Consider the following 13,073-nt stretch of genomic DNA (forward strand, 5'->3'; position numbering starts at 1 on the left):
TAATGGTGACTGGAAAGGATCGGCTTTAAGAAACGGAGGAGTCTTGTTGTTATGAGACTCTTTCGTTTTACATTAGGAGGATTTAGACGCAATGAATATCACCTATCTGCTTCATAACGGAAGAATGCATCGTTTGGCTAAAAGATTGTGCATGCTGCTTCTGCTTTCCGTTTGTTTACCAAGTCTGGCAAAGCCGGCTTTCGCCCATTTGAACAGCTATGGTTATTCTGACATTACTCTGGATACACAACGGATCTCATATGAGCTTTATCTGGATCCTCAGGAAGTGACGCAGTGGATGGATTTGCGTTCCGGCGGAGTATTCATTCTCGATTCTAATGCAAATGCGCCAAAGGAGCAGCCGATATGGACGGAAGAAGAAATCAGACCGCTTATATCGGAATCGCTTCATATAAAGGGCGGGGACATGCCAATAGAACCTTCCTTTCAAGACATAGCAATTAAGGAGCGCAGCGATGCCCCCTATTTATATGTGAAGCTGGATTACACCTTTCCGTCTGGAGCGCAGACGTATTCAATCGATTACAACTTCTTCTACGAGGAAGACCCGGGTCATCAGAATTTCACAACGATTCGGGCTGGCGGGTACTCGAGGGATATGATCTTTACCCGTGATAACCATATGGTGGCAGATAAGCTGGAAATTGCAGAAACCGAAAGCTCAACAACCACGGTTGAACTGCCCAACTGGCTGATTACCATGTGGAACTATATCGGTGTTGGGATTGAACATATATGGACGGGTACGGATCACTTGTTGTTCGTGACCGCACTGGTTCTTGTTCAGCAGCGCAAATGGAATTATCTTAAAGTGTTGACTGCCTTTACGGTCGGCCACAGCATCACGATTGCGCTGGCTGCACTGGACATTGTGAACCTGCCGGCTTCTTTTGTCGAGCCGGTAATTGCTCTTAGCATTGCTTATGTCGCAATCGAGAATATCTGGTTCAAGCAGCTTCGGCATCGCTGGATCGTCGCGCTATCCTTTGGCCTGATCCATGGTTTTGGTTTTGCTCAGGTGCTCCGCGGTGCACTCGGAGACCGCTTTCTGCTGACATTGTTCTCCTTTAACCTCGGTGTTGAGGTTGGTCAGCTGGCAGTGCTGGCAGTGCTGCTTCCGCTGTTATTCTGGGCCGGGGGGCGCAGCAGGAACTACAAGTATATCAATTACGGTGTTTCCGCCGTTATTGCCGTAATTGGCCTTTATTGGTTCGTAACACGTATTATTTCAGTGTAATGGTTATGGTTTTTTTATGACTACAACAAGTAAAATGAATTTAACAACTATTAACATTCCAGCATCAAGGTGTACTCTTTATTGAATTAGAGGAGTAAGGAGGTTATGATTTAATCAATAAAGGAAAACTAGGCCATCTAACTTCGGTTACCTTCTGTGGCTTTCGAAAAAAAAGGAGGTAGGAGCAATGGCGCTGCGAACCAGGAAAGTATCAAAAGTTCCGCAGGATTTGACACAAGCCCCCTACTATCAAGCGGCTTTAAGAATGAACGATCTGACCGTGATCGAGACCTGTACGCATACAGAAGGCAAGAAGGGGACTATGCTGCTGGAGGACCATCTGCTTTTATTTGTGCTTGACGGAAAATACATGGTGCATTTCGGCGATCAGGAGTTTACGGTTTGTAAAAATGAAATGGTTCTGCTCCAAAAGTCGATTGTGGTCGAGTTTGAGAAGTCAGGGGAAGAGGAGTCAAACTATTTACTGAACTACATGATGTTTTTTTTGAAAGAAGAATTGATTACGGAGTTTATCAAAATGGCGGATCTGCAGAACGTGTACCCAGCCGCAATCGTTCCAATTTCTATCAGCGCGGTCAATGACCGGCTTGTCAGCTATATCGAGTCTCTCAAACCCTACTTCAAAGAACCGGAACAGGTAGAGGATGGATTGGTTAAGGTTAAATTATTGGAATTATTGTTTGATGTGGCAAATGCCAACGAAAAATTTTTATTCCAGTTTTTTATGCTGAAGCGTAAAGAAAGGAAGAATATTACCGAGGTGATTGAGGAGAATATCACAAACCCGGTTTCTCTCAATGATCTTGCCTATTTATCAGGACGTAGTTTATCGAGCTTTAAACGGGATTTCCAGGCGATTTACAATACTTCGCCTCTACAATGGATCAGAAATCGCCGATTGGATATTGCCAAAGAATTATTAACCCATTCATCCTTATCGGTTACAGATGCCTGTTTCTCAACTGGATTTGAAAATGCAGCCCATTTCTCCAAAGTATTCAAAGAAAGGTTTGGATACTCTCCATCCTCGCTTAAGTAATCGAGAAAAATATATCAGCACCTCTTTTCAATCAATGGAGACCGCATGGTGATCCGGTGCTTGAAAAAGGTGCTTTTTTCATTTCTGCGGGTTCATTGCCTGAGCAAAGGTACATGGCGGCATGGCGAATGATTTTGAGCTAAATAGACAAATACTCTGGACTTCCAAGCAAAGTAGATCCATTTATGCTCTGATATAGTTATGGTATCAGCCAGCCTGGAACCATGAATAGAGAAGGCGGTCAGCACTTCAAGCTAAGGGAGAGAATATCCATGTCAATCAAAAAAACAAAGCAAAAAGTATGGTTTATTACAGGCGCGGCAAGAGGATTCGGATTTGAGATCGTAAAAGCGGCTCTCGAAGCAGGCGATAAAGTCGCAGCCACGGTCCGGAGCAAGCCGGAACAATTGGCAGCGCAATTCAACAACAACGAAAACCTTCTTGTTACAGTAATGGATGTTACGAACGAGGCGATGGCCATTGATAACGCTGCACAGACCATCAGAAAATTTGGCAGAATCGATGTTCTCGTCAACAACGCGGGCTATGGATTGTTAACCGCAGTCGAAGAAGCATCCGGTGAAGAAGTCAGACAAAATTATGAAACGAATGTCTTCGGATTATTGAATGTCATACGTGCTGTGCTTCCACACATGCGCAATCAGCGTTCCGGACATGTAATCAATATTTCATCGGTTGGCGGGCTAAGCGGCTATATCGGCTGGGGGATATACGGTTCCACAAAATTTGCAGTCGAAGGAATTACGGAAGCGCTGGCGCTGGAGCTGGCTCCGTTAGGTATACATGCAACTGTAGTGGCGCCAGGCTTCTTCCGTACCGATTTCCTGGACACGACTTCCTTGAGCCGGACCGGAAATATTATTGCGGATTATGCGGATACAGTCGGCAAAATGCGGGATTTTGCTACGGAAGTAAACAAGAAGCAGCCCGGCGATCCCAAGAAACTGGCGTTGGCCTTCATTACATTAGCCGAATCGGAGAATCCGCCGGTCCATCTGCCGCTGGGCAGTGATTCACTGGCGCGCTATCGCGATAAGACGGCTCGTTTTGAGACAGAAATCGACGAATGGCATGAGGTAATAACGGGCACAGATCATGACGATGTCAAATAATGAATCGAAACAGAGCATTATTTCTGATAAAATCGTCTCCGAAATTCATTTCCTGCAAAGGATTTTTGTAAACTAGGGCCTAGAGGCATAGTCTATTTTACTCTTGACGATCAACAGGGTATCCTATAAATTTACATTAGATACAAAATGTTTCTCTTGAATTTTATGGGTTATCTAACGTTATTATAATGAAAACTTTAGAACATGCAGCTTGTCCAGTCATATAAGGACAGCTGCATGTTTTTTTTATATGATGACACTCAAATTTTTCACTATAAGCTGAAGGAGATGCAGACAATGAGGATTACTTCAAGAAGCCTGACTATCAGGACGTCCCTGTTCGCAGCGTTCATTCTAGCTGCTTCACTGATTGTGCCGATGGTACAACGAGATGTTCATGCCTTGGGGGATGCTGCTGAAGATATGACGCTGAAGCCTCTCATGGCCTGTTGACATTTGCTGCGGGAGAAGCCTCAAAGACGATTACATTGCCGATTTACGACGACTTCGTTCCTGAAAGCTCGTGGTTTGGAATAGATTTTACCAATAAACCGGTAGAGTTATTTTCCATTGTGCTGCTCAATCAAGACTTTTTTGAAACATCAACGGCCACAACCTGTAAGTGAAAGCTCACACGACTACACACTGCAAATCATACGTCACAATCCGTCCAACGACGAAATTCATGTCGATTATGAGACGTTTGACAGTTCAACCCAAAGCGGCAGCGATTATGAAGGGATCTCCGGCACATTAACATTTGCGCCACGGGAAGCAGCGAAGTGGATTACGATTCCAATCATAGACGATGCTGACTACGAAGGAGATGAGAGCTTTGGATTAAGGCTAAGTAATCCATCTGGCGGAGAAGTATTTATTCCTTATCCGGAGAAATATGTGAGTCTGAATATCGGGTTCAAGAGCGGAATCTACAATATTATTGAGGAGGAGGGGCAGGCCAGCATTCCTGTTGTCCGCAAGGGCAGCACCGAAGAGAAGGAGACCGTTCATTATTACACGGAAGCCCAGTCGGCAGGCAATGACGATTTCATCCCGGTGACGGGCAACCTTACGTTTGAGGCTGGAGAAACAGTCAAGACACTACGAATTCCCATTTTGGATGATCAATTGGTGGAGTACATGGAACAGTTCTATGTGAGCTTGTCATCCGGAACGTCAACAAAGGTTGTCATTTACGATAAGGATCATCTTAAATAAGCAGAACCGTGAATCTGGATGAGCAGCAGATTGTATCAAGACAATGGTCAGTCCATTATCGAGGAGGAATTAAAGTTGGATAAAACATGGATTATTCCCCAATCAACAAGAAAGTTAGTTGTTCTGCTGGCCTTATTGCTTGCATTTGCGCTCACGCTTCCCTTCATTCAAGGCACCGTAAATGCCCAACCCCTTCTCAATGAGGTATCCTTTGAAACGGATTTTATTTCCGTACCTGAGTCGGCCGGAACCGTTTCGCTGAATGTCACCCGGGTAAGAGGATATGGTACAGGAAGCGTGAAAATAGCCATAGATGGCATTAGCCAATGGTACACGTTTGCGGAAGGAGAAGTGTCGAAGGCCATTTCCATCCCGGTCATGAACGATGCCGAGGAAACGGGGAACCGCCTGATCGAGGCATCTATTGCGGGGCTCGAAGGGCAGGGGCTTGAATACGGGCTGTATCCAAGAGCACGTATCGAGGTTTTGGATGACAATCAAGCTCCGCACGGACCGGGATTGCTGAAGTTTGACAGCAAACCGGGAGCGGAATTCCAATATATTCATATCGATGAAGAGGATGAGTATGCGGCAGTGATCGTGCAGCGCACGGGAGGTACAGACGGGACCGTAGCGGTTGATTATCGAACGACGCCCGGAGAGGCTCAGGAAAATATCGATTACATCGGCGTGAGCGGGACTCTTGTGTTTGCAGACGGAGAGTCATGGAAACGTATTGAGATACCGATTATCGATAACACCAAGTACGAGAGATTTACAGTGGACTTTAGTGTAATCTTAAGCAATTCGACCGGGGGAGCCGCTTTAGGGGAGCCGCTGATGTCTGTCATTATTATCAATAACGATACAATTAACAGGGTCAGATTTTTATCCCCAAGCCATGTGGAGGTCAATGAAGATGACGGAGCTGTCTCGCTCCAGGTAGGCAGGGAGTTTCCTACCGGATCCGTGACGGTCTATTATGTGGTCACCGGTCAAACAGCTGTCGGAGGTACCGATTACGAAGTGCCCGGCGGCTCCGTAGTTCTCTCTGACGGGGAGGATAGCCAGACCATTACCATTCCGATAATAAACGATGAAGACGCTGAAGGAACGGAGAGGTTCAGCGTAAAAATAACGGGTACATCGGGACCTGATGATATCGTGATGGATCCGGCTGAGGTTTTTATCGATATTTTGAGCAGCGATGGCGGCAGCGAAGCGACGCCGGTATTGCAGTTCAAATCGGCCGCTTACAACGCGATTGAGGAGTCCAGAGAGGCAGTAGTCGAAGTCATTCGAACAGGGAGCATCAGAGGCGAAGCTTCCGTTTACTATACAGTGAGCAGCGGTTCCGCTGAGTCGGGCTCTGATTTTACCGCCATATCGGGCTGGCTGACATTCGGGGATAACCAAATGAGCAAGAAGCTCCACATTCCCCTGATCGATGACTTTATCCATGAAGGAACCGAAACCTTCACCGTTTCATTACAGAGCACATCAGAAGGAGCGGTCTTGGGGGAATTGGCCAATGCGGAGGTGACCGTTACCGAGAGCGACTCAGCTCCTATCATATCGTTTAAAACCCCGACTTACTATACGATTGAGGAATCCGGTTTGGTGGCACTCAAGGTCATCCGGTCAGGCAACACGCAGGGAATTGCAAACGTAGGCTATACCGCGTACTCGGGGAGCGCCACAGCAGGAGTTGACTTTGCGGTGGCGGAGAATAAATGGCTGGTTTTCCAGGACGGCGAGACCAGCAAGACAATAACGATAAAGATCAATGACGATCATCTCATCGAATATAACGAAGACTTTATCGTCAGGCTTACGAGCTCTATCAACGGCACATCAACCGTCCTGACAGACGAGGCAGCCGTACACATTCTTGATAAGGATCATCTAATTACCCGATAAGCCGTAGCGAAGCGAATTAAATTTAGCTTAATATCGACAAGGCTGCCGCGGCAGTCTTTTTTTTGCAAAAGGGAATCCTGCACATGAAGCAGATAAGAAATATTTGTAAAATTATAGCGAATCTTATAGAATACTATCGAACCCTAGTATATTTTACCTATTATATTCAGAGTTGAGGAGAGGTTGGAAAGATAAAACGGTTATTAGGTTTTTTTCTCGTATTATGCTTGCTGGTTGTCTCGGCAAATTGGACAGCGGAGACCGCCGCTGCTGCCGCTGCTGCTCAGTCGAAAATTGTTGATATTGTCGGGGGAAATACGCTTCTGCTGGATGATGGTTCCTTATTTTGAAATTGTGTTTAAAACAGCATCAAACAAAGAATTGAAATCCTACGCCATGCCGGCGTCAAATGTTCAGGATACCTTGACCGACGGCTATTCCTTTACAAATTACGATCCGTACAAGAAATATAAATGGTCATCCGCTGTATGGAATGCCGTGAAGGCGGAGAAAATCTCCATGGGCATGACAAAGGAACAGGTGCTTCTGTCCTGGGGCAACCCGTCGTCCAAAAGCTCGCTCTCTTCAAGCGGAAATACGGTGGAAACATGGGCTATTCAGGCTTCAATTACGTAACGTTCACCAATGGCAAAGTATCGGGAATTTATACTTGCAGCAACGACTCCGGTGATCCGTCTTCCTGATGCGAAGATGATCACCGGTTTTTTTGCGAACAGGATGATGACCCAACGATCAAAATGAAGATAAGGATTGAAAATAAGCAGGTTAAATTTTAAGATAAGCCTAATGAATTTCATGGAAAGGGTATGAACGGATTCTATGGTTCGGAATAATTGCTGACTGGAATCAAATCTCCTGCTATATTATGTAGAAAGCGCGTACATTTGAATCCCCGAGTGAAAGGTGCCATTCCATGACGTTCACGAAAACGTTGCGTTTTAGACTATTGGCTGGTTTTATCGCCGTTATCGTTCCCCTGGCCGTCGCTTTGTTCATGCTTAATCTGTATGCGATGAATGTTGTCCGGGACGAAGTCTCGCAGTCTACGACCAATTTTCTTTCCATTCATGTGAATCAGATTGATAACAGCCTCGAGAAGGTCGGCAATTATTTGCTGCGGCTCGTTTCCAGCAAAAACTATTACTCGGATTTGATCGGACTTTCCATTTATCCGGAGGGGAGCAGCAATTATTTTTTTGCCAAGCAACGCATCTATAACAGCTTCCAGGATGAAATTACCTCGAATTCTTATGTGGTTGTGGATACGTTTTTCACGTATACGGAGAAATATAACGAATTGATCGCATCGCAGGTCGATTATGCCAGCTCCCAGAAGATGAACGAGATGCTTACCCGGTTTATTCAAAATGGATCGCTAAGCAACAGCCATACCTGGCAAATCGTTGAAGACGCGCAGCGTTATTATTTGGTGCGGACCGAACAGATCCAGATTGAACCGAACGTTTATGTCGGCGCGCTCATTCCTGTCGAGAATTTGATGAAGGATTTGCGCTCACTGGATCTCGGGCCTACGGGACAAGCGATGCTCATTTCCAATAATGCGGTGTCGCTGACGGATACGACGTGGGATAATACCAGTCTTCAGGACATGGTGCGGAAGCTGTCGGTCAAAACCGAGCCCTATCAAATTATGAAAAATCCGGCCAACGACAAAGATTATATTTTGGTTGGTTTTCCGGTGATGCAGGCACCCGTAATGCTCGCCGTTACGATACCGGATACGGATCTCCTTCAGAAGCTGCCTTATTTTCAGCGCGGACTCGTCTTGATCCCGATCGGTCTTGTCCTCCTGCTTATTATTTTCTGGATCGTCCTCAAGCAGGTGCTGCACAAGCCGATGAATTCCTTGATCCGCGGCATGCGGAGAACGGCGCAGGGCGATTTCTCCATTCGCTTAAGCGAAGGGGCTACCCAGGAGTTCAAATTTCTGAATGAAACGTTTAACCGGATGGTTTCCCAGATCCAGTCGCTGAAGATTAACGTATACGAAGAAATGCTCAAAACGCAGGAGGCGGAATTCAGACATTTGCAATCGCAGATTAACCCGCACTTTTACCTCAACTCGCTGAATATCATACACAGCTTATCGAAGCTTGGACATAATGATCTGGTTATGGAAATGGCCCATCACCTGACCGATTTTTTCCGGTTCATTACCCGGGCTAACAGGGAATATATCACGTTGGAGGAAGAGACGGAGCATATCCGTAACTATCTGGAGATTCAGCGGTTGCGCTTTCCCCAAAAGCTGACCTTCGAGATGACGGTGCCCCGTGAGTACAAAAATCAGAGTGTGCTGCCGCTTATGATTCAACCCTTCGTTGAGAATGCGGTTGTGCATGGAATGAAAACGGGGAGGCATGTTTTTCATATTACGGTAGAAGCGCGCTCCTGTTCTGAGAACCCCCGGGTCATGGAAATCGTCATTGCCGACAACGGCATCGGTTTTTCAACGGAAACGTTGGAGCGTTTAAACAGCGGCCTGACAACCGAAACCGCAAATAGCGGCAGCCTCGGTATTCTCAACGTTCAGCACCGGCTCAAGCACAAATACGGCAGGTCGGTAAGCATCCAATTTCAAAATCGTACACCTGGCAATAACGGCGGCGAGCTGAGCGGAGGCGCGGAAGTAACCCTTAGGATCCCATTTGACGCAAGCAAGGAGGGTAACCAAACAGATGTATAGGCTGCTTATCGTAGACGATGAAATCTATGCTGTACAAGCCGTTCAAGTCGGCATTGATTGGGAGTCGCTGGGGTTCTCCGACGTGTATTGCGCGTACGATGCGGAAGAAGCCAAAGACTTTCTGCTGCAGCACCCCATTGACGTCATGATTTGCGATATTGAAATGCCCGGCAGCAGCGGGGTAGAACTGCTTGAGTGGGCGAACGAACATTCTCCGGCTACAGTGACGATTATGCTTACGGCGCACGCGGATTTCAATTACGCCCGGCAGGTCGTTCAGCTCTCGGGATTCGATTATGTGCTGAAGCCGATTCGTTACGAGCAGTTCCGGACCATTGTGGAGCGGGCTTTGACAGAGGTGGAGAACAACAAGGAGGCAAAACGTTTCGAAGAGATGTACAAGACGTATGCCAAGCTTCAGGAATCCCAGAAACCGCTGCTTAAGGAGCTGTTTTGGCAGGATCTCTTGTCCAAGCGCATCCATCCGTATCCCGAGCAGTGGGACGAGATCATGAACAAGTATCAGGTAAAAATAGGCAAGGACCGGTATGTCATGCCGATTCTGCTCAGCGTAGAGCATTGGGATCGGGAATTTACCGAGCGCGATGAAGAAATATTGATATATGCGCTCCGCAACGCCGCGTCCGAGCTGCTCCGGCCCCGGGAAGTGGAAGGAGACGTGATCGAAGACCGCAACGGCATTTTGTTTGCTTTGTTATACTGGCCGGATCCCAAGGCGTATTCCCAGGATGAACTCAAAGAAGCCTGTCAGCGTTATATAAGAGCCTGTTCCCGTTATTTTTACTGCAGTCTGTCCTGCTACATCGGGGAAGCCGTACCGATTCCGGATATCAGTCCCGTCTATCACCGGCTGATCGAATTGGAACAAAGCAATATCGTCAATACCGGCGAAGTCCTGTTCTTGAAGGTTAATGACGGTGCGGATGCTCCCCTTCCGCGCAAGATGACCTCGTTCGCGTTCGATCCGGCGGAGTGGACGCTTCATCTCGAAGCGGGAAGAACGGAAGCGGTCATCCGTCAAATCGAGGAATTGTTCAGAGGCGATGCGGCGTCCGGGATGAGTTCGGAAACGCTGGATGCCTTGTATCATACGCTGCTGGGATTCGTTTATCAGACGGTTCATCATAAGGGCGGGTCAGTCAAGCAGCTTCTCGGGAATTCCAAATGGACGGAAGCCGCAGCGGCAACGCGTTCGGTGACCCAGTTTTTGGCATGGACGCGCAAGCTGATCCTGTCGACGGCCGAATACTTCGATAAGAACAGGACGGAGAGCTCGGCGCTTGTCGAGAAAGTAAATGCATATGTGGAAAGCAATCTTCAAAGCGTTACAAGGGAAGAACTCGCTTCAGCGGTTTATTTGAATTCCGCCTACTTGTCCAGGCTGTATAAGCGGGAGACCGGAATGTCGTTAATGGATTATATCATTTCGATGAAGATGAACCGGGCGAAGCAGATGCTGACCAAATCCAATATGAAAGTCAGCGATATCTGCGATAGTTTGGGCTACGAGAATTTGTCCCATTTCGCGAAGACATTCAAGAAGCAGGTCGGGATTACGCCGCAGGATTTCCGCAAACGGTATCAGGCGATCGGGTAGTCGCGCGCGGGGGGACCGTCTCCACTTCATAAGGGTGGAGGGCGGTCTCTTTTTTTTTCCCTATAGCATCTATACCGCCAGAGGACGGCGGCCTCCGTTTCTTCTTGCGCCATAGAAATCATAAAAACGTTACTTCGGTCACAATACGCTATTTTTCGGGTGCAGACAGTAACCTATAATAAGCTGACAGACTTCTTAATCGAGACAAGGAAAGGATGAACCTGCATGCAGAAGAAAGCGGCGGTCCGGCGGCAATCGTTCCTGAAGAAGCTCAGCAAGAACAAGATGCTGCTATTGCTGCTGCTGCCCGGAACGCTATATTTGCTGCTGAACAACTATTTGCCCATGTTTGGAACTATAATCGCTTTCAAGGATTTTGACTATCAGAAAGGCATCCTGGGCAGCGAATGGAACGGATTCGCGAATTTCGAGTACTTGTTCAAAACGCCGGACGCCTGGGTCATTACCAGGAATACGGTGCTATACAATGCGGTATTCATTGTCCTCAACACCATCGTTGCCGTAGCCGTCGCAATTGGCCTGAATGAGCTCCGCAACCGGATCATGGCCAAATTTTATCAAAGCGTCATGTTCCTGCCTTACTTTCTCTCCATGATTATCGTCGGTTATCTCGGATTATCGCTGTTAAGCCAGGAATTCGGTTATATCAACAAAAATGTATTGGAACCGCTCGGATTATCACCGGTTGCCTGGTATGCCGAGCCCAAATACTGGACCTATATTTTACCGCTTGTGAACTTGTGGAAAAACATCGGTTATCTGAGCGTTATTTATTTGGCAGCCATCATCGGCATCGACAACGAGTATTATGAGGCTGCGTTAATTGACGGCGCTTCCAAATGGCAGCAGACCAGGCGCATTACGTTTCCGCTGATCATGCCGGTGATTACGATCATGACATTGCTCGCCGTCGGCAAAATATTCAACTCGGATTTCGGCTTGTTCTTCCAGGTTCCACTGGATGCTGGCGCTTTATATCCGGTAACCCAGACCATCGACACCTATGTATACCGGGCGCTGCTCCGAATCGGCGATCTCGGCATGTCATCGGCTGCCGGCGTCTATCAGGCTGTCGTTGGATTCGTTCTCGTACTTTCATCCAACTGGATCGTCCGCAAAATCAATAAAGAAAACGCACTGTTTTAGGAGGGGGTTTGAGATGAAAACAACGATGCAGCAGCAGACCGCCTTGAATGTGGAACAACATGTAAAGTCAAATGAGATTAACGCGATTTCTCCGGTAACGAATGTGGTGTTGAACATCCTGTTCTGGGTCTATACCGTATTATGCCTGTTTCCCATTCTCGTCGTGTTGGCCGTTTCGTTCTCTGATCAGAAGCAGGTGACGCTTCACGGCTACAACATTATTCCGAGGCAGTTCAGCCTGGATGCCTATTCTTATCTACTGAACGATGCAACGCAAATCGTGCATGCCTATGGACTGTCTATCCTTGTCACGGTAATCGGGACGACACTCGGATTACTGATGACGGCGTTGTTCGCCTACCCGATCTCCAGACAGGATTTCGATTTCCGCACATTCTTCTCCTTCTTCCTCTTCTTTACGATGATCTTTGGAGGGGGGCTTGTTCCCTGGTACATCGTGTTCACGAACTGGCTCGACATGAGAGACACGATATGGGCGCTGATTATTCCAGGTCTGCTGTTCAATGCCTTCTACGTGATCATCATGAGGACATTCTTCCAAACCTCCATCCACCCGTCAATCATCGAATCGGCCGGCATTGACGGGGCGGGAGAGCTTCGAATCTTCTTCCGGATCATTTTGCCGCTATCCACGCCCGTAATGGCGACGATTGCGCTGTTTTATACGATCGGCTATTGGAACGACTGGTTTAATTCCCTGGTATTCATCCAGCAGGATAAACTGGTCAGCCTGCAGTACCTGATGTATAAAACGATGATGAACCTGCAGTTCCTGGTTTCGAACGCAGCGAATACCGGCAATGCCGGCGGAGCCATCGCCAAGCTCCCTGGTGAAACGGTGCGTATGGCGATGGCGATCATTGGTATGGGACCGATCGTACTGGCCTATCCGATATTCCAGAAGTACTTCGTCAAAGGGCTGACGATCGGGGCGGTCAAGGGATAAATGT

11 protein-coding genes are annotated in these 13,073 nt (G+C 47.4%); all 11 read left to right on the forward strand.

What is annotated here, in order from left to right:
* Nucleotides 1-91: 91 nt before the first annotated feature.
* The 11 genes from AC0YOA_RS08605 (at nucleotide 92) to AC0YOA_RS08655 (ending at nucleotide 13,069) form a co-directional block, all read left to right on the forward strand.
* Nucleotides 92-1,258, forward strand: a complete 1,167-nt coding sequence (locus AC0YOA_RS08605; protein WP_475786253.1) for a HupE/UreJ family protein — start codon at nucleotides 92-94, stop codon at nucleotides 1,256-1,258.
* A gap of 187 nt (nucleotides 1,259-1,445) precedes the next feature.
* Complete coding sequence (locus AC0YOA_RS08610; protein ID WP_475786254.1) at nucleotides 1,446-2,318, forward strand: helix-turn-helix transcriptional regulator; 873 nt, start codon at nucleotides 1,446-1,448, stop codon at nucleotides 2,316-2,318.
* 272 nt (nucleotides 2,319-2,590) lie between these two features.
* A complete protein-coding gene (locus tag AC0YOA_RS08615; protein WP_475786255.1) occupies nucleotides 2,591-3,451 on the forward strand; it encodes an oxidoreductase in 861 nt (286 codons plus the stop codon).
* 297 nt (nucleotides 3,452-3,748) lie between these two features.
* Complete coding sequence (locus AC0YOA_RS08620; protein WP_475786256.1) at nucleotides 3,749-3,904, forward strand: hypothetical protein; 156 nt, start codon at nucleotides 3,749-3,751, stop codon at nucleotides 3,902-3,904.
* A 141-nt stretch (nucleotides 3,905-4,045) separates the two neighbouring features.
* Nucleotides 4,046-4,669: a Calx-beta domain-containing protein gene (locus AC0YOA_RS08625; RefSeq protein ID WP_475786257.1), complete on the forward strand. Its 624-nt coding sequence runs from the start codon at nucleotides 4,046-4,048 to the stop codon at nucleotides 4,667-4,669.
* A gap of 75 nt (nucleotides 4,670-4,744) precedes the next feature.
* Nucleotides 4,745-6,589 (forward strand): Calx-beta domain-containing protein, encoded by a 1,845-nt coding sequence (locus tag AC0YOA_RS08630; RefSeq protein WP_475786258.1) that lies wholly within the window; start codon nucleotides 4,745-4,747, stop codon nucleotides 6,587-6,589.
* A gap of 234 nt (nucleotides 6,590-6,823) precedes the next feature.
* Complete coding sequence (locus AC0YOA_RS08635) at nucleotides 6,824-7,225, forward strand: hypothetical protein (RefSeq protein WP_475786259.1); 402 nt, start codon at nucleotides 6,824-6,826, stop codon at nucleotides 7,223-7,225.
* 298 nt (nucleotides 7,226-7,523) lie between these two features.
* The gene (locus tag AC0YOA_RS08640; protein ID WP_475786260.1) at nucleotides 7,524-9,317 is read left to right on the forward strand and encodes a sensor histidine kinase; all 1,794 of its coding nucleotides are present in this window, start codon (nucleotides 7,524-7,526) and stop codon (nucleotides 9,315-9,317) included.
* On the forward strand, nucleotides 9,310-10,935 hold the full coding sequence (locus AC0YOA_RS08645; protein WP_475786261.1) for a response regulator transcription factor: 1,626 nt from the start codon (nucleotides 9,310-9,312) through the stop codon (nucleotides 10,933-10,935). The genes AC0YOA_RS08640 and AC0YOA_RS08645 overlap by 8 nt, the downstream gene beginning before the upstream one ends.
* 225 nt (nucleotides 10,936-11,160) lie before the next feature.
* Nucleotides 11,161-12,102, forward strand: coding sequence for an ABC transporter permease (locus AC0YOA_RS08650; RefSeq protein WP_210037790.1), 942 nt, complete (start codon nucleotides 11,161-11,163; stop codon nucleotides 12,100-12,102).
* A gap of 13 nt (nucleotides 12,103-12,115) precedes the next feature.
* The gene (locus AC0YOA_RS08655) at nucleotides 12,116-13,069 is read left to right on the forward strand and encodes a carbohydrate ABC transporter permease (protein ID WP_379114043.1); all 954 of its coding nucleotides are present in this window, start codon (nucleotides 12,116-12,118) and stop codon (nucleotides 13,067-13,069) included.
* The last annotated feature ends 4 nt before the right edge of the window (nucleotides 13,070-13,073 follow it).

This window comes from Paenibacillus sp. JT22N12 (assembly GCF_056269365.1).